The organism is Flavilitoribacter nigricans DSM 23189 = NBRC 102662 (assembly GCF_002646595.1).
Taxonomy (GTDB): domain Bacteria; phylum Bacteroidota; class Bacteroidia; order Chitinophagales; family Saprospiraceae; genus Flavilitoribacter; species Flavilitoribacter nigricans.
This window is the reverse complement of the sequence record NZ_PDUD01000031.1, coordinates 17,032-34,637: the sequence shown is the minus strand read 5'-3', so window position 1 is coordinate 34,637 and position 17,606 is coordinate 17,032. Positions and strand designations below refer to the sequence as shown.

Genomic DNA, 17,606 nt, shown 5'->3' with positions numbered 1-17,606 from the left:
TTGTTAATTGCCAACCTCACCCGGCGTCATCCCAAATTCTTCCTTAAAACATTTACTGAAATAACTCGGACTGCTGAAACCGACCATAAAGCCGATCTCGGCCGCCGTACCGGCATTCGCTTCCAGGAGCTGCCGGGCCCGTTTCAGGCGGATGGTCCGGATAAAGCGACTGGGATTCTGGCCGGTAAGGGCCCGCAGTTTGCGGAAAAGCTGGGTGCGATCCAGCGCAAGTGCGGCGCTGAGTTGTTCGACTGTAAAGGATTCGTCGCCGAGGTTTTCTTCAATGATGTCCTTGGCCTGCCGCAGGAAGGCCTGTTCGCGCGACGGTATTTCGATCGGGCTGGGGTCGAGTAGCCCCGGCTGGTGGTAGCGTTTTCGCCAGAGCGCCCGGTTTTGGAGCAGGTTGCGGATGCGCAGCCGGAGTTCTTCGGCGTCGAAGGGTTTTGCCAGAAAATCGTCGGCCTGGGTAGCGAGCCCTTCCAGCCGGCTGTCCCGGGATGCCTTTCCGGTAAGAATAATTATGGGAATATGGCTGGTTGCTTCCTGTTGTTTTAGCTGCCGGCACAATTCAAAGCCGTCCATCTTGGGCATCATGACGTCCGTCAGAATGAGGTCCGGGATGGACCGGCTGGCCGTTTCCAGTCCGGCCTGACCGTCCGCAGCTTCCGTGATCTGATAGATACCGTTGAGTGCCTGTCGGATGTAGCGGCGGATATCTGGATTGTCCTCCACGATGAGCAGGCTGGGTTGATCGCTGTTGCTCTTTTCCAACCGGTCGGTATCGGTCTCCGCCTGAGGTATCTCCGTTTCGGGAACGGTAGCCGGTATCCTGATCTCCGATCGTATTTCTTCCGGTATGGACGGATCTGTGTCGCGTTCCTTCGGCAGTTTGATGCTGAAACGGGTCCGTTCTTCCACTTTACTTTCCATGGTAATTTCTCCACCGTGTAGTTCCACCCACTCTTTGGTCAGGGCCAGTCCGATACCGGTACTGGGCTGATCGGTCGTGTAGCCGGGTGTATCGGCCTGATAGAAGCGTTCGAACAGATGCGGGAGGTGATCCGGTGCGATGCCCGCTCCGGTATTGGTAATACTGATCCGGACCGCAGTGGACTCGTCCTGGATGTCCACGGATATCCGGCCCTGCCGGGGTGTGTATTTCAAGGCATTGGACAGCAGGTTTAGAAGTACCTGTTCGATCTTTTCCCGGTCGAGCACCAGCGGGAGGTTTTCGGTATCGCCCGTTACCTGAAGTTCAATTTGTTTTTGTTCAGCCAGCGATTGGAAGGAAAAGGTCAGCGCTCTGGCGAGGGCAATTATATCCAGTCTGGTGAGGTGAAGTTCTGCTTTCCCACTGTCGAGTTTGGCCAGGTCCAGGATCTGATTAACCAGGCGGAGCAGCCGGCGGGTATTCTTTTGCATTAGTCGGAGCTGATCCCGCCACCAGGGATCCACGGTTCTGGCTTTCATTTCCTGGATGGGGCCCAGAATGAGAGTTAGAGGTGTGCGAAATTCGTGGGAGATATTGGCAAAGAACCGGGACTTGATGTGATCCATTTCGGCCAGGCGGACTTTTTCCCGCTCCACCAGCAGGTCGCGGTAGCCCATACTGATCACCACGGCTACCATCTGCAGAACGAAGCCGGCCTGCATAATCCAGACGGGCCACAGATAACTTTCTATTTCCCGGTAAGCAATGAGGCCGGTATAACTCCAGTAGTAGAAAGCGATGGAACCGAAAAAAAGACAAAGGTTGGTAATGGCAAAAAAACGGGCCAGCATATTCCTGGACCGCAGGTAGACATAGCAGAGATAAAGCAAACCCAATAATCCGAACAGCGGGAGTGGAAAGAGCAGCCAGACATTGGTCGTATGATTATAGCTATCGAGCGGCACCACCGCCAGCAGGAAAGTGGTAATGGTACCTCCTATCAGTGCGGCGTAAAAATAAAATCGGATCAGTCTTTTGATATCGGGGCGCCAGCCGTCCCGGTGTAAAAAGTGAATGATCATCAGCGAATTGAAGGCGACCACCCCGTTCAGGGCTGCATTGGCCAACACCCGGGATAAACGGGGATACTGCGAGATCCAGAACGTTTTGTCCATTTCCATCTGAAAGAACAGATAGACCGATACGGAGAGAATATACAGCGCGAAGTACAGATAAGTACGGTCCCTTTTAAGGGCGAATGTCCCGAGTCCGAACAAGATCATCATCCAGCACATACCGTGGAAAAGCCCCTGGGCCCAGTTGTTGTTGATGAACATATCTACGGATGCTTCCAGAAAGTTGGGACGCGACATGGCCCGGAGTTCAAACCAGGGATGATAAGAGCGGTCTTGCAGGCAGATGTAGACCTGTCGCTCGGCACCGGCCGGCAGGGACAGCTGGATAATATAGGGCGAAGCGAAAACCGGGATCTTCCGGAGGGCATCCCAGTCCGATCGCGGTCGATTGCTGCCGAATCGGCGTTCGTCCCACTGGCCATCGGCTTGTTCCAGGTATAATGTTCCCGCATCGACGTGCATCAGGAAGGTCCAGGCCGCTTCTACCGGAAGGGTGTTGCGTACGCTCAGGCGTGCCCAGATCTTTCCGTCCCAGAGCGGGGGGAGATCCGTTGCGTCCATCGGGCTAAAGGAGACGGAGGGATCCCGGATATCTTCGAAATTAAGCTGTGCTTCCGGATCGTATTTCATTTCTACGTACGGCTCGATGGGCGTCCACCGCGGAGCGGGTGTAAAGTACCAGGAGGAGTCGATCACCCAGATGGATTGCTGACCGGGGACCGGCGCAAAACCTCCCAGAAACAAAAGCGCGGTGATGAGCATCCGGCGCAGTGGTATTGTTCTTGGGCAGTAGGTACTCATGGGTGTGTAGCGTGTAGTTTTTCCATCGACAGGAGCAACAAAACTAAGTTTTTGATCGGTAGTATTGCAAGGCTTCCGGACCTGGCGGTGCCGGAAAATTGAAAAATAATATATTTTAGTGGAAAAAAAGGATATGGCCCGGTTTGAGGCAAAAAAGGATACACTGACCTATTCGGTATTTCTGGGACTGCCCCTGCTCTTGCTGATTACTTATTTTTTCTCCCTGAAAAGAGCGCTGACGGCGGAAGTATGGAGTGTGGGAAAAGTCGCGGGATTTGCACTGATCGGCCTTTTTGTGCTGACGTTGGCCTACACGCTGTATAGGTTTTTTCGCGATACGCACTACGAGATCAATGATCAGTCTTTGGTCTGGGTGATGGGCTTTTTCAGCCGTAGTATTTCGCTGGACCGGATACAATGGATTGAGGAAAGTACCTATATCAACTCCAATGTTCGGGCGGCCCTGGCCTGGAAAGGCTGGAAGATCGGCTACGGAGCCGGCTACGAGATCTTCGTCAGTCCGGAAGAGGCGGAGGCGTTCAAGCGGGTATTGGAAGAAAAAATGGCGGCCGTAAAGGATGCCGACTGATGGATCAGACCAATTGCCGGTAATTTTCCCGCAACTGCAGCACGTAATAAATGAGCCATAGGATCACAAACCCGGCGAAGGCAAGCACTGGTGGTTGCAACAGACCCGGAGTGGTATGCGCGATCAGATAGACAAACGTACTTCCCAACAGCAGTGCGCCGGCGCTGCAGAGCAGGATCAATCTCGCCGGCCAGGGGAACAGGGCCGGTTTCGCTTCTTCGGCCTCGATCGATCGCAGCAGGCGATCGGTAAAATCCTCCGAAGTAGTGATCAGGCTTTTCTGTACCAGTTTTCTGGTTTCATCGTCTTTCATAGCAGATTTTTTAGTTCATCACCCAGCATCATTTTTAGCTGGTGCTGAAGATTGGTACGTCCCCGGTGCAGGTCGACCTTGATCTTAGCCGTACCGAAACCGGTGATCTTTTTTATTTCCTTAATGCGCATATCGCAGAGGTAGAACAGGCGGAGCACCAGCGCTTCGTCCGGTTTGAGGCGTTTCATGGCTTCGGTAATGTACTTCTTTTGCTCCTCCTCCTGCAGGCTCTGCGGGCCGTCCGCCGGTCGGGCACCCACGGGAGTATGTAGGCAGAAGTCTTCCAGCGGAAGGTATTTTTTCCGGGTTTTGAGCGCATTGTAACTGGTATTGACCACAATGCGGTACAGCCAGGTCCGGAAAGAAGATCGAAAACGAAAACTGCCCAGCTTCTCAAACACCCGCAGGAACACTTCCTGCAATACCTCCTCCGCACCATCCCGATCCTTCAGAATAGAAAAAGCCAGAGACAGCGAGACGTCCTTGTGCCGGTCCACCAATTGGCGAAAAGCACCGCGATCCCCCGCTCTGATACGCTCGATCAGTTGTCGATCCTGGTCTTCGATATCAGTCCTCCAGGGTTTTTCGGATGAAATGAGTCGCGATCAGCCCCAATGCACCGAAGATCAGGATCGTGGCCCATACCAGCAGGTCCATGGTGTCTTCCTTGAGGTCCAGCAGGGTGAAAAAAGAGGACGCCGCCAATCCGATCCCCAGTCCCAGCAGGATGCAACCGTAGTCGACGTAGCGGTACTTATTTTGCCTGGAAGACAGTTCAATGCCCCGCTCGTAGGCGGCCTTGCGGATCAGATAATTGAAGCGGGCCAAAATATAAACGATGGCTACTGCACCACCGACGATGATCAGTCCACCCAGCGTTTCGCTGATATTTTCCATATCGTGTTAATTTTTGTTTGTAATCGACACGGGAATGCGCAGGAGCGGTGTCCGGCCCCTGCGCGCCCGGCTCAAAATTGTTCGCCCAGAATTTGCTCCAGACCTTCGAGGAAGGGAAGCAACTGATCGGAATTGCAAAAGATAACCAATCCGTATTGCTGCTCGGGGACGATCATGGCGTAAGCCTGAAAACTATGGTTGTTCCCCGTATGCAGGTGCATAAGTCCGTAGGGCGTAGGCTTTTGGGCAAAACCCAGTCCCCAGCCCGTCTGTCCGGTTTCCTGGCGCATCGGCTCGTCTTCCGCAAAGTGGTTGTGCTCGCGGAGCATTTCATCCCGCGTTTCCGGTTTCAGTCCGGTTCCTTTCAACATGGCGATCAGGAATTTAGCGTATTCGGAGGCCTCGGAGTGGATGCTCGAGAAAGCATTAAAGGTCTTTCCGCTCCAGCCGCCGGTATCGTTGTGGGTCGGTTCGCCATCTTTGTGGCCGTAGGCCTTGTGGGCTGCGAGATAATCGTTCCAGAGGAAGGAGGTGTGCTCCATGCCCAGCTGCCGGCTGACTTCCCGTTCGAAGATCTTATTGAACTCCGCCTTCCAGCCGACGCCGTGCAACTGGCCGATGATGGCGGCCAGGTACTGGTAGGCTTCACCGGAGTAGCGGAAGCCCGCGCCGGGTTTGAACGGCAGTTCGATCTGCTGCCCGTTGCTGTGATTGGGGAAACCCGCACTGTGGGACAGCACCATGCGGGCGGTGATCAATTGGTAATCCTCCTGGGAATCTTCCGCTATGGCGGGATGGGGCATGTACTGGTGTAAAGGCCGGTCCAGATCGAGAATGCCCTTCTCGGCCATCTTGAGCGCGAAATAGGCGAAAATAGGTTTGGAGAGGGAAGCGCCTTCGAATATGGTTTCCCGGTTCACCGGCACTCCACTCGTGCGGTTTTGCACTCCGAATACCTCGTGGTACACCAATTCGGCGTCGTTGATGATCCCGACGGACAGGCCGGCCATTTCCAGGGAATCGAGCAGATGCTGGATGTGGCCATTCAGCGTTTTTATTTCCAGTGGTTCCCCGCTGAGTTTTTTGATGGATTGTGCTTCGGCTGTAACAAGCCCTCCGGCCAGAAAAAGTGGCAGCAGCAGGGAGAAAAATAATGTTCTTGATTGCATGGTCGGATGTTTTGGTTTTACAGTGATCTTAACCCGCTTGTGCCGTAGACCCGAACGCAGTCTGTAGAAGTTTGCAGATCGCAAAAGTCCGGGCGGGTCGGAAATCACTTCGTTGAATTATTTCGGTGCATTGGACCAGGCAGGCAAAAAAAGGTTACAAAAAAATTGATTTTTTTGGCCTTGCTTAAACTTTATGCTGCAGTGGGCTGTATTTATTGTACTGATCGGTACAATTAGTAATTGCCGTCGATTATTGGATTAAAATAATTTGGAAATGGGCCAAAGACACGATCTGAGCCGGGTTTTACAGGTTGGAGAATTATTGTTTCGCCGCCAGGGGTATCACCATACCGGGGTGGAGGAGATCCTGAGTAAGACCGACTTTCCCCGGAGTTCTTTTTATTACCATTTTAAAAGCAAGGAAGGATTTGGCAAGGCTGCGCTGGAGTACTACAGCGAAAATATTCTGGCAATGATGCGGAAATGTTTTCAGGACCCGTCTGAGGAGAGTTACCTGCAGCGACTGCAGAATTACTTCTACATGATCGCCGATTACAATGTCAGTAATTCCTTCAATTCCTGTTGCCTGATCCAGCGGATGGCCATTGAGGAAGGTAGCGCGCCGGGGGAATTGCAGGAGGCCGCCCGGAAACAGTTCGGCCGGTGGTTTGTGGTCACCGAAAAATGCATGCAACAGGCGCAGGATAGGGGAGAGGTCCGTGCGGATATCTCCGCCGATCGGCTCACGCGTATGGTTTTCGATCTGGTTTATGGAGAGTCCACCTTGTCCCGGGTGGATCGGGAAGCGGAAAATTTCAAAAGCTCACTCGATACGTTCTTTCAACTGATCCGCCGCTAAATTTTTTGGCGGATTCTGAGGTATAAAATTTTTTCACCATTATTGTACCGACTGGTACATACAATTATTCAACTTACCATGAAAACTCCTTTTACTATCGTTTTATTTTTAATGGGTGCCTGGTTGCTCCAGGGTTGTATGGCGGATATTCGTACCCCTCTGATCGAGCGGGAGGGCATTACCGCATCCAATACCGCCAGGGGTAAAATGCTGTTGGAGAAAGCCTGGAAAAAACAGGGACTGGATCAATTGCAGCAACACCGGACGTATTCATTCCAGGGAAAAGATGTCTGGAAAGGCCTGATGGGAAAACTGGGCAAACCCTGGCCGGAAGCGGAGGTAGACCTGCAGTTTCGCTATGCGATCGGCACTTTCGACAGTCAGGTAAGCTTTCTTAGCGGCTCGCGGACCGGTGAACGGGCCGGGCTGCAAAGCTGGCGCTACTACGAAGTAGATCCCGAAGGAACGCTGACCTTTACGAATTACAACGAGCGGATCGGCTTTGGGCTGTCCGCTTACCAGTACTTCTTTGAATTGCCGGATCGTATGCTGCGGGCGCCGATCATCAGCTATGCCGGCGAGCGGGAATTCCGGGGTCAATGGTACGATCAGGTCTTTGTGAGCTGGGAGCAGCCCGAACCCCACCGGGAACACGACCAGTACGTACTCTGGATCAACCGGGAGACCGGACTATTGGAATTTGCCCTCTACACCCTTCGGGAGACTTACCTGAAAATGCCGGGAGCCAGTGCGTTTTACGGTTCCATTCAATTCGCAGACTGGCAAGACATCGACGGGATACTTATTCCACACCGCCAGATCGTCTACCTGAATCGTCCGAAAAAGAAACCGGAGCAACACCTGCACCAGCTTGAGATCCGTGATTTTGCCTTTGATGATTTTCCCCAGGATCAGCTTTATCCCGATCCGGCACTGGAAAAGCTGGGCGATGACAAATTGGTATCCGGCAATTGATGAACGGTATTGGCATTGGCGCGCGGTATTGTTCCGGGTTCAGGCCGGGGATCCGACCATTTTAAGTGCGGATCCCCGGCCCGCCGGACGGCTTTGATGGAATACTGCTGGGCTGATCCAGGTAGGTAATGCTGCAAAAAATATTTTCCTGTTAGGGAACTTCGTAGGTGGGGAAAGATGTACTTTTAACAGTACTATTAGCGCGCAATCAAAACTCGAAATGATGAATATCTGGGTACACAGCCAGCTCTCCGCCAAAAAGTTCGGAGGCCCTCCCGAAGTCTACTATCCCATTCACAAGTTCCTGGATGCTTCCAAACTTTTTTACTTCCACATCAAGCACCGGATCTTACTCCATCATACCTACGGTATCGAACTGTGCATTCGCCGATTCGGAGATTATCTGGAAGTGGAAACCGGCCGTCAGGTGTTGGTGCGCGATATCGCTGCGGAACACATCCGGGAAGATCTGGGGGGAAAAATACCTACACTTTTTGACTGGTTTGGGAACAATAAGACGCTGGACGGACTGACCATCCACCAACCGGATGTCGAAAATCCGGAAATGCAGGATTTTATCGACCATCCCTTTCTGATCAGCGGACTGGCGATTAGCCGGATCATCACCTGTAGCGATTTTGGCGTTTATCTGGCAAAAGAACTGCTGGGAGCTTCGGCCGCCCAACAACTGCGCGCGCACATCCCACCGGAGCAAAACATATCCACCCTTCTGCGGACTTTCCGTTTTCGGGAAAAGTGGCAATTCTCTCCGGATATTTCCCAATTAAAACAACTCGAATCTGATGGATAAAGAACTTGAAAATGCCCTGCAGGTTTTCTTTGATCGCCTGGAGAAGGAGTCCGGCAGTTTGCCTCCCATTGAAGTCCGGTGGAATGCCGGAGGCGATGAAACACCGATCTGGTTTACCGTGAATGGAAAGCCGGTAGACTATTCCGCAAACAGTATGTTTAGAGACCTGGCCGGCTATCTGATCTTCCAGTTTGATCTGCCCAATGCCGGTGAATACTACAATGAAGGTGGCGGCAGCATCTACCGGGACGACACCGGCGCCATCCGGATGCGCTACCACGAATTTGCTTACGGCTACGACGAGGATGGAGACGAAGATAATTTTGATCAGGAGATCCTAAAAGAGCCGCTCCTTATTCCCGATACTGAAACGGTCGGAAAGTTGTTGAACCGATTGCAAAAAAATGAATTGCCGTTTTACGGACACCTGGCCTACCTGAAGCGAAAGGACCGGAGCTTGCTGATCGGCTACAGTTCCGATGCTGAAGACGATAACGAAGCGGAAACGGAGACCCTGCTGGACCTCATTGAAGAGCACTTCCGATCATCTTCAACCGAAGAGCTCGTACACAGGGAAATCCACTTCGGAGGGAAGATAAACCATACCGGTATCCTGCTGGATGAGCGGTCGATCATCAAATACGCTGTGGATAAGGATCATCAGGATCAGGACATGCTGCTGTTCGGAAAGAAGCCCTGAAAGCCAGGGAGAAAAATTAAACAACCAGCTTAAGCCAGGCTTTTTTCCATGACCGGCAACCGACGGTCTCCCGGCTGGCTGGGATGATAATCGATCACCGAAAATCCCCGGGAGCCGTAAAAGGCCGCGGCATTGGGATCAGCGACCACCCGCACGGACCGGTGTTCCGGTAAGATACATTCTTCCAATGACCGCTGCAGCAGGGCGGAACCAAGCCCCTGCCCAATATACTCTGGAAGCAGCCAGAGATGTTCCACCCACAACAATTCCGGGGATGCTTCACAGATGACACAGAAGCCGATGAATGCCCGGTCCGGCCGGAGGCAGAGTACAAAGGTCTGATTTTGGGCCAGGTACGCCGGAGATACCTCCAGGTCTTCTTGCCATAGCTCCAGCCATTCGGGCGGATACCCCCAGTGGGCTTTGGAAGCCTTACTGATCCGGCTCAGATACCGGGCATCCTCCGGTGTGGGTTCCTCTAAGCGATTGATCTCGTAGTCTATCATGCTGTGCAAGTTGCACGATCCGGTTCAATGGGGCAATATCTTCGAGAAAGTTTTCCAGATCTTTCGGTCCGGAACGAGCGAATGAATTTCGTTCTACAAGATCGTCGGCAACGTTCCGCCATCCACCCGCATGGCCGCACCGTTGGTCGCCGAAGCCAGCGGACTGGACAGATAGACCACCAGATTGGCAACTTCCTGTGGGGTCGCAAAGCGCTGCAGGAGGTGGTTGGGGCGTTCTTTATTGAAAAAGTCCGCTTCCACTTCGGCACGGGTCTTATCGGCCTGTTCGGCCAGGGAGCTCAGGAAATCACCGACGCCTTCGGAATTGGTCGGTCCGGGCAGTACCGAATTGACGGTTACCTGGGTGCCTTTGGTCAATCGGGCCAAACCGTTGGCCAGTGCGATCTGAGCCGATTTACTCACGCCGTAGTGGATCATTTCCGCCGGGATCTGGACGCCGGATTCACTGGAAATAAACAAAATGCGGCCCCAGTTCTGCTCCATCATTTTTCCAAAATAGTGCCGGGATAAGCGCACGCCACTCAGTACATTCACTTCCAGCATCTGCTGCCAGTCGGCATCGCTGATATCGGCAAAATCCACCGGCTTAAAAATACCGACATTATTGACCAGAATATCTACCCGATCAACTTCCCGCAGCAACTGGTCTACACTTTCTTTATCCGCAAAATCCGCCGCTATCCCGCTGATTCGGGCGTCGGGCAGATCTGCTTTTATCTGTTCAATCGCTTCATCGATCCTCGCCTGGGTCCGACCGTTGATGATCACTTCGGCTCCTTCTGCGGCCAATCCTTTAGCAATAGCCAGCCCGATACCGGCGGTAGAACCGGTAACGAGGGCCGTTTTATCCTGCAATTCTAAATTCATCTCAATATCATTGTTGATTCGGAAAGTAGATATAACACTTATCCTCCGATTACGTTGAAACGGGGCTGATCATCCAATCATTCCGTCATCAGATCATCCAACGCTCCAATCCCAATAGCCTTTTACCCAGCTGGCTCAATTCCGCCGTATCGTATTTAGTTTGTTCCCAGTTCCGCGGATCTCCGGGGAAAGCATATCCCTCCGGAGCGATCCGGTTCTTCCAGGAATCGACCCGCCATTGGCGCAGGGCTTCGTTATCTTCTTCGGCGGGCATCATAGAAATGTACTGGGCGATGCGCACTTTATCGCCGGACCGGTTCGGGCGGATACCGTGGGGCTGGGCGCTGTGGAAGATCAGCAGATCTCCGGCTTCCAGCGGTACCTTGACGATATCGTCCTCAAAGCCAGAAGTATCCGGTTGGAAGCGGTTACGGTCGGTCGGCTGGCTGAGTTTCCAGGTGTCATAAGTGCGGAACAGCTCGGGAATGCACTGGAACCCACCCATGTTGGGATCGGTCTGATCGGCCAGTGCCAGTACCCCCTGTACGTTTTGCGGCTTGGTTTCGGGATCATAATCCCAATGAATGAACCCCTTGTACTCATGACCGGGGCGCATCGGGAAATTGAGGTTGGCCCGATCAATAGTCACCCAGAGTTTTTCCGTGCCCCAGATATCCACGAACGCATCATATACCCGTTGCATCTGGCGGTTATTCCAGAGGTGTTGGTGGTTGTAGACTTCTACCATACCGGTGCCGGTGAGTTCCTTCATTTTCATCTCTGCACGCGGAGCCGTATACCAACTTGCCGGATCGTTGGGGTCTTTTTCCTCAAATTCCCACAGGAAATCAGCCGTGCGTTGTGCCTGCTCCCGCGGAACGGCATTCTTGATCACAATGTAACCATTGTGTTTCCAGAAGGCCCAGTCGGCTTCGCTCAGCACGCGCAGCGGTTCGCCGTTCTCGCGATCGCTCAGGCGCTTCTTACTACTGGTAGCAGTCGATGGATTGCCCGGAATTTCCTTGTGCGCATTATTGGGGATCATGCGGGTATTTTGGTCGGTCATGTCTTGTAATTTTGGTGAAGGATTGGAAGTTTTTCGTCCCTACAAATTTCCGTCATAAACCAGGCCCAGGCTATCCCAATAATGCTCATTTTTTGAACTATTGTGATATTTTATGTATTTTTCAGCATTAAAATTGATATACTTGTATAAATCCCCTGACCCCTGCACCCCTGACCCCTCTCACCTGACACCTCACAACCCTCACACCTCCATGAAAATCCAATACGAAACCATCCGCACCGGCGAAGACAGCTCCTTCCACCTCATGGTGAACCCCCGGCTCAATGACTTCTTCTTCTGGCACTTTCACCCGGAATACGAGTTGGTGTTCATCGACGGAGCGGACGGCAACCGGCACGTCGGGCACCACATGGCGCGGTATCGGGAAAACGATCTCGTCTTCATCGGATCGAATATTCCCCATTTGAATTTCGATTACGGCATTCAGACGGAATACGAAAAACTGGTGCTGCACATTCGCAAGGATTTCCTGGGCAATGCACTGACGCAAAGCCCCGAACTGGCGGGGATCCGGCAGCTGTTTTCCGAATCCGCCCACGGCATCGTTTTCAGTAAGGCTTGTAAACAAAAGATCGGTCAGCGGGTCAAGGGATTGGCCCATTTGGAGGGGCTTGCCCTGTTTATTGAGGTTTTGTATATTCTGGCGGTACTGGCGCAGGACGAGCAGCGGCAACTGCTGCACGAACGGCCCTTCGAACACTTCTATAAACAAAAAGAGCAAGACCGGCTGGAAGAAATATTCCGCTTTATCGAGCAGCATTACCAACGTAAGATCACGGTGGAAGAGGCCGCAGCGGTTTGCCGGCTTTCCTACGCAGCCTTTTGTCGCTATTTTAAAAAAATGACCCGCCTGACCTTCACCGAATTCCTCAATCATTATCGCATCAACCAGGCTAAAAAACTACTGCTGCAGGACAAAAACGTGACCGAAACCTGTTTTGCCTGCGGTTTTGAAAGTTTGTCTTATTTCAATCGTACCTTTAGGAAAATTACGGGAATAAATCCTTTGGCATTCAAACAAAAATTCCTGCTTTAAAACGAAACGAATAACTCAACAGTGCAAGATCTCTGCTTCACCCGCTGCTCTATTATTATTCTTTTATTGCTCCACTCCGTGTTTCTTTTTGCCGATCACGATACCCTTACGATCTGTCGGGGGGAAAGTGTGCAACTGGCCATTGATCCCAGCTTCGCGACCTACCGCTGGGAGCCGGTAAGCGGACTTGACAACCCGACCATCCACACGCCGGTAGCGGCACCTCCGGTAACGACCACCTACATCGTGGAAACCATCCCTGCTGCCGGAGAGAACCTGATCATCAACGGCGATTTTAGCGCCGGCAATACGGGATTTACCAGCAACTATGTTTATTCGCCCGGTGCCAATCCGACCCAGGGCGTATACGGTGTATTCGATGACGCCAACGACCTGAGCCCCTCGTATTTTGAGCACTGCCGGGACCACACCAATCAAAACGGGCTGATGATGGTCGTCGACGGTTCGCCGGTGGCCAATCTGTCCGTGTGGTGTCAGACGATCAATATCGAATCCAATACCACCTACGCTTTTTCGACCTGGCTGACTTCCATTTTGCAGCCGAATCCGGCGGCCCTCCGCTTTTCCATCAACGGACAGCAGATCGGTCAGACCTTTGTGGCCAGTACCCAGAATTGCGAATGGCGGCAATTTTATGAGATCTGGGAGTCGGGTGGCGCTACCCAGGCGGAGATCTGCATCGTCAATCAGAATACCAATCCGAACGGCAATGATTTTGCGCTGGATGATTTCGGTTTTTTTGAGATCGGAGCGCCGGCTTACGATACGTTTACGATAGTGGTCCACGACATTCCGGTGACCTCGATCGAAACTACTTTTTGCGAAGGCGAACAGATCGAATACCAGGGCCAGATGATCCCCGTCAGCGAATCTTTTGAACTGACCTATACGTCCCAGTTCGGCTGTGATTCCATCGTACGGTATAGTGCGGAACTGGTGGATACCGTGACGATCGTCAATCGTATCGATACCCTGTGTCCGGGAGAGACTTTTAGCTTTCAGGGCCATCTGATCGATCGCGATACCCTGATCTGTACCAATATTTCGGCTGCCAACGGCTGTGATACGACCTATTGCCTCGAAGCGGTTTACCTGACTGAATCTGCCCTGAATACAGATGTTTTATCGCCAGCTTGCAGCGGTAGTTCCGATGGGGCGATCATGCTAAGCGTAGAGGCTGGTCTGGCCCCCTTCCAGTACCGTTGGGAAGACGGCAGCACCGAAGCCAACCGCGTCGGTCTGGCCGCCGGTAACTACCAGATCGCGGTGACGGATGCCAAAGGTTGCCGGGCGCTGAAAACGGTAAGCGTGACGGAACCCGCGCCCCTGAGTGCGGAAGTCAGCACGAGTAGTTCTTTCTGTAACGGCACAACGAACGGCGTCATCGAAATGTCGGCAAGCGGAGGAACACCGCCCTATCGGTATTCCATTGACGGCGGCCGTACCTACGGAACGGAAAGCCTGGTCTCCGGCCTGATGCCGGGTGACTACGAAGTTTGGATTGAAGATGCGAATCAGTGTGTATTTTCAGTTACGGCTACCGTTCCCCAACCGCGCCGGATAACGCTGAACGTACCGCTCAGCGGCCAGATCGGTCTCGGAGAAAGCCTTTCGATAAATATCACGGATAATGCTTCCGGTCCGCTCAGTTACGAATGGATCCCGGCGGATGGTGTCGCCTGTCCGACCTGCGCCAATACGGAGGTCAGGCCCCTGCGGAGTACCTTATACACCATCCGGGCGACCGATGAATTCGGTTGTAGCGTTGAAGCCTTTTTCCAGGTGGATGTTTCCAAGGACGAGGCGGTTTACATTCCCAATGCTTTTTCTCCCAATGAGGATGGGGTCAATGATCAGTTTCGGTTGTTTACCGGTTTGGGGGTAGAAGAGATCCTGGATTTTTCGATCTACGATCGATGGGGCAACCTGCTCTATTACCGGGCGAGCTGCGCGAGCGATTGTTCCTGGGACGGCCGGCTGAACGGTCGGGTACTGGGGCAGGACGTCTACGTGTTCATGGCCCGCTTGCGCTATCTGGACGGAGAAGTAGTACCGCTGAGTGGCGAAGTGAATTTGCTGTGGTAAACCAGAGGACCAAAAAAAATCCGTAAAAATTGTAATGATCAGCCTGAAAATGCAACAGACCAAACAAAGCAATTTCTTTTGAGTGATAAAAAGGCAAAAGAACAGGAGTTTGTAAAAAAGATCACTGCATCCCAGGCGATTATCCACAAGGTGTGCCGAATGTACTGCGACGATGAGGAGCACCGTAAGGATCTTTTCCAGGAAATACTCGTGCAACTCTGGAAGTCCTATCCATCCTTTCGCGGGGAAGCACAATTCTCGACCTGGCTGTACCGGGTGGCGCTGAACGTAGCCATTCAGGATTTTCGGAAAGAAAAAAAGCGCAGATTGCTGTTTTTCGAGAGCTATGACTTCCGGGAAGTCGTCGACGAACGTCGGAATGAACTGGAAGACGAACGCCTGAAAAAGATGTACCGGGCTATTTCCCAACTGGACAAGGTAGAAAGGGCAGTCGTGCTTTTGCATCTGGAGGGAAAAGGCCACGCAGAAATTGCTGAAATTATGGGCATAACCCAAAACTATGTCCGGGTAAAAATGACCCGGATCCGCAAAAAAATATCCAAAAAAATAAAGTCGAAGTAATATGGAACTGGCAGAGCTGCAATCGGCCTGGAATTTGGTCAATGTTGACGTGCAAAGGAAAGATATACTCGACGAGCAGGCGGTGCGTACCCGAATACGCCGAAGCTCCGGTACCGAATTGGCCGGCATCAAACGAGCCTTACAATTTAAATTCCTGATCGGTACGACAGTTGCTGTGATCGCCATTGGCGCCAGCCTGGGTTCGGCCCTGGCACCGCGGGAATTCCATCCCCTGGATTTTCTGTTCAGCGCCCGGGAGACTACGCTGTTTTATGGCACCCTATCGGTATCCCTTTGCTGTATGCTGTTCTTTAACCACCGGGCCTACCGTTTCATCGGAGCACTGGAACGGTCAACGGAAGATGTCAAAACCTCACTGGAACGTTTTATTCAGGTTATGGAGCGGGCAATGCGCTTCAATATTTACTCTGATACATTCATGTCGCCTGTCTTTTTCACCTGGTTTTATTATGCCTATGCTTTTCGTGAGCACGATTTGGACTGGGATATTCGAGGCCTCCTTCTGGTCCTTTTACCGGTACTTGTTGGGGTATTTTCCTTCTTTTTCCAGAAGTATATGCAACACCTCAAATTCGGCCGCTACCTGGATCGCCTCAAATACTACCTCCAATCCCTGGATGCAAAAAAAGAGGATTGAAAGTGTAATGATGTTGCTGCTTTTTCAACATACCGGGTAAACCGGTCTTTAGCCGGCATTACTAACCACAAAATTACAGACTATGCTAAATCCGAACTGGCTTACTATCATCCGAATTACCGGGATCCTGATAATGATCTTTTCTTTTGTAGTCATCCCCGATGAATATCCCTGGTACTACGAGATCCTGCTATTTAATCTGGGTTTTCTGCTGATGGTATTTGCGAAGTCGCCAAAATTCCGTCAGCAGGTAACGGCCTTTTTCGCTTCCGGTTCCTGACCGAAAACAGTTCGGGATCCGGCCTGAAGGGCAGGAATGAAGGTTAAAAATTTCCATCGATAATGAGCTGTTCATCTGCTTCCTTATTTTGGTGGAAAAAATAAGATCATGTGGAAAAAGGCACTGATAATCCTGCTGGCGGCAGGTTTGTGTTCCGGAGTTTCTGCCCAAATAAGAGAGGGACTGGAACTGTATAAGGTGAATACGCCCATCGAATCCAGATCCGTCTCTTTTGAGAACCCCACCGGTGAACCGGGAGCCGGCGGAAAAGCCGTGGGAGAGACCGGCCCGGGCCGGAAAGGTGCTCCATTTAAATACATCGAACCCGGGGAAGAGGTCGTACTTTTCGATGTGCAGGCCTCCGGGACCATCCGGCATATCTGGATGACCGGGGATTGGGCAAAGGAAAACCGAAAGGACCTGGATAATATTCTGCGCAGCACCCTGATCGTGGCGTATTGGGACGGTCAGGAATACCCCAGTATCGCCTGCCCGCTGGGCGATTTTATGGGGGCGGCTCACGCTACTCCGACCGCCTATGAATCCGCCGTGCACACGATCGGAGAAATGGAGGCACTCAACTTCTGGCTGCCCATGCCCTTCACCCGCAGTGCGAAAATAGTGCTGAAGAACGAATCGGATAAGCGGTTCCGTTTATTCTACCAGATCGATTACACGATCAACGACCAGCATGATGCAGACATCGGCAGAATGCACGTGAACTTCCGGCGGGAAAATCCGACCACCCAGCGGGCCGATTTTGAGATCCTGCCGAAACGGCAAGGCAAAGGCCGCTTCATCGGTGCGGTGATCGGCGTTCGGACACTCCATCCCGGTTGGTGGGGCGAAGGCGAGATCAAGATCTATATGGATGGGGATCAGGAATATCCGACCATTTGCGGGACAGGCAGTGAAGACTGGGTGGGCTTGTCGTTCGGTATTCAGGAAACGACTTTTCAGTACCACGGTTGCAATCTGAATTTCAAATCGGATTCGACCATCATGGCCTACGATTATCCCAACGAAAAGGAAAAAGAGATGCAAACCGAGTACATCTCCATGTACCGCTGGCACATCCCCGATCCGATCTACTGGAAAGAGGAATGCCGGATCACGATGCAACAGATCGGGTGCTGTTACTACGAGCGGGAAGACGACTGGTCGGCGGCAACCTTCTGGTACGAGTCGGTTCCCAGCGCACCCCTGACTCCCTTGCCCTCCGTGGAGGCCAGGACGACGGGCTTGGAATTGCTCCATAAAAGATAAAAGGACAGCATACAAC

General features: G+C 52.3%; 19 protein-coding genes. 11 read left to right on the top strand and 8 right to left on the bottom strand.

From position 1 onward, the window contains the following. Window positions 1-3: 3 nt before the first annotated feature. Window positions 4-2,868, bottom strand: a complete 2,865-nt coding sequence (locus CRP01_RS26125) for a response regulator (RefSeq protein WP_099153069.1) — start codon at window positions 2,866-2,868, stop codon at window positions 4-6. 118 nt (window positions 2,869-2,986) lie between these two features. Between CRP01_RS26125 and CRP01_RS26120 the strand changes: the two genes are divergently transcribed. Continuing rightward, on the top strand, window positions 2,987-3,457 hold the full coding sequence (locus tag CRP01_RS26120) for a PH domain-containing protein (protein WP_099153068.1): 471 nt from the start codon (window positions 2,987-2,989) through the stop codon (window positions 3,455-3,457). Between the two features lie 4 nt (window positions 3,458-3,461). On the opposite strand, the gene CRP01_RS26115 is transcribed toward CRP01_RS26120, so the two are convergent. The 4 genes from CRP01_RS26115 to CRP01_RS26100 form a co-directional block, all read right to left on the bottom strand. Continuing rightward, the gene (locus tag CRP01_RS26115) at window positions 3,462-3,770 is read right to left on the bottom strand and encodes a hypothetical protein (RefSeq protein ID WP_099153067.1); all 309 of its coding nucleotides are present in this window, start codon (window positions 3,768-3,770) and stop codon (window positions 3,462-3,464) included. After that, window positions 3,767-4,303: an RNA polymerase sigma factor gene (locus CRP01_RS26110; protein ID WP_394337771.1), complete on the bottom strand. Its 537-nt coding sequence runs from the start codon at window positions 4,301-4,303 to the stop codon at window positions 3,767-3,769. Before CRP01_RS26110 ends, CRP01_RS26115 begins: the two co-directional genes overlap by 4 nt. A gap of 34 nt (window positions 4,304-4,337) precedes the next feature. Beyond that, complete coding sequence (locus CRP01_RS26105; protein ID WP_099153065.1) at window positions 4,338-4,667, bottom strand: hypothetical protein; 330 nt, start codon at window positions 4,665-4,667, stop codon at window positions 4,338-4,340. A 71-nt stretch (window positions 4,668-4,738) separates the two neighbouring features. Next, complete coding sequence (locus tag CRP01_RS26100) at window positions 4,739-5,836, bottom strand: serine hydrolase domain-containing protein (RefSeq protein ID WP_099153064.1); 1,098 nt, start codon at window positions 5,834-5,836, stop codon at window positions 4,739-4,741. 274 nt (window positions 5,837-6,110) lie between these two features. Here CRP01_RS26100 and CRP01_RS26095 point away from each other — a divergent pair, with 274 nt between their 5' ends. The 4 genes from CRP01_RS26095 (at window position 6,111) to CRP01_RS26080 (ending at window position 9,181) form a co-directional block, all read left to right on the top strand. Next, the gene (locus CRP01_RS26095; protein ID WP_099153063.1) at window positions 6,111-6,695 is read left to right on the top strand and encodes a TetR/AcrR family transcriptional regulator; all 585 of its coding nucleotides are present in this window, start codon (window positions 6,111-6,113) and stop codon (window positions 6,693-6,695) included. A 78-nt stretch (window positions 6,696-6,773) separates the two neighbouring features. After that, window positions 6,774-7,670, top strand: a complete 897-nt coding sequence (locus CRP01_RS26090; RefSeq protein WP_143473538.1) for a hypothetical protein — start codon at window positions 6,774-6,776, stop codon at window positions 7,668-7,670. Window positions 7,671-7,890: 220 nt separating this feature from the next. Then, window positions 7,891-8,481, top strand: coding sequence for a DUF6915 family protein (locus tag CRP01_RS26085; RefSeq protein ID WP_143473537.1), 591 nt, complete (start codon window positions 7,891-7,893; stop codon window positions 8,479-8,481). Next, on the top strand, window positions 8,474-9,181 hold the full coding sequence (locus tag CRP01_RS26080) for a hypothetical protein (protein WP_099153060.1): 708 nt from the start codon (window positions 8,474-8,476) through the stop codon (window positions 9,179-9,181). Before CRP01_RS26085 ends, CRP01_RS26080 begins: the two co-directional genes overlap by 8 nt. Window positions 9,182-9,210: 29 nt before the next feature. On the opposite strand, the gene CRP01_RS26075 is transcribed toward CRP01_RS26080, so the two are convergent. The 3 genes from CRP01_RS26075 to CRP01_RS26065 all read right to left on the bottom strand — a co-directional run bounded on the left by CRP01_RS26075 (window position 9,211) and on the right by CRP01_RS26065 (window position 11,641). Beyond that, complete coding sequence (locus tag CRP01_RS26075) at window positions 9,211-9,687, bottom strand: GNAT family N-acetyltransferase (RefSeq protein WP_099153059.1); 477 nt, start codon at window positions 9,685-9,687, stop codon at window positions 9,211-9,213. Window positions 9,688-9,780: 93 nt separating this feature from the next. Next, on the bottom strand, window positions 9,781-10,575 hold the full coding sequence (locus CRP01_RS26070; RefSeq protein WP_099153058.1) for an SDR family NAD(P)-dependent oxidoreductase: 795 nt from the start codon (window positions 10,573-10,575) through the stop codon (window positions 9,781-9,783). Window positions 10,576-10,663: 88 nt separating this feature from the next. Further along, window positions 10,664-11,641: a phytanoyl-CoA dioxygenase family protein gene (locus CRP01_RS26065; protein ID WP_099153057.1), complete on the bottom strand. Its 978-nt coding sequence runs from the start codon at window positions 11,639-11,641 to the stop codon at window positions 10,664-10,666. A 211-nt stretch (window positions 11,642-11,852) separates the two neighbouring features. Between CRP01_RS26065 and CRP01_RS26060 the strand changes: the two genes are divergently transcribed. The 6 genes from CRP01_RS26060 (at window position 11,853) to CRP01_RS26035 (ending at window position 17,590) form a co-directional block, all read left to right on the top strand. Continuing rightward, window positions 11,853-12,698 (top strand): helix-turn-helix transcriptional regulator, encoded by an 846-nt coding sequence (locus CRP01_RS26060; protein ID WP_099153056.1) that lies wholly within the window; start codon window positions 11,853-11,855, stop codon window positions 12,696-12,698. A gap of 21 nt (window positions 12,699-12,719) precedes the next feature. Further along, on the top strand, window positions 12,720-14,804 hold the full coding sequence (locus tag CRP01_RS26055; protein ID WP_099153055.1) for a T9SS type B sorting domain-containing protein: 2,085 nt from the start codon (window positions 12,720-12,722) through the stop codon (window positions 14,802-14,804). 78 nt (window positions 14,805-14,882) lie between these two features. Further along, the gene (locus tag CRP01_RS26050; protein ID WP_222845814.1) at window positions 14,883-15,386 is read left to right on the top strand and encodes an RNA polymerase sigma factor; all 504 of its coding nucleotides are present in this window, start codon (window positions 14,883-14,885) and stop codon (window positions 15,384-15,386) included. Window position 15,387: 1 nt separating this feature from the next. Beyond that, window positions 15,388-16,044: a hypothetical protein gene (locus tag CRP01_RS26045; protein ID WP_099153054.1), complete on the top strand. Its 657-nt coding sequence runs from the start codon at window positions 15,388-15,390 to the stop codon at window positions 16,042-16,044. Window positions 16,045-16,126: 82 nt separating this feature from the next. Further along, complete coding sequence (locus CRP01_RS26040) at window positions 16,127-16,324, top strand: hypothetical protein (RefSeq protein WP_099153053.1); 198 nt, start codon at window positions 16,127-16,129, stop codon at window positions 16,322-16,324. Between the two features lie 108 nt (window positions 16,325-16,432). Next, window positions 16,433-17,590 (top strand): glycoside hydrolase family 172 protein, encoded by a 1,158-nt coding sequence (locus CRP01_RS26035; RefSeq protein ID WP_099153052.1) that lies wholly within the window; start codon window positions 16,433-16,435, stop codon window positions 17,588-17,590. Window positions 17,591-17,606 lie beyond the last annotated feature (16 nt).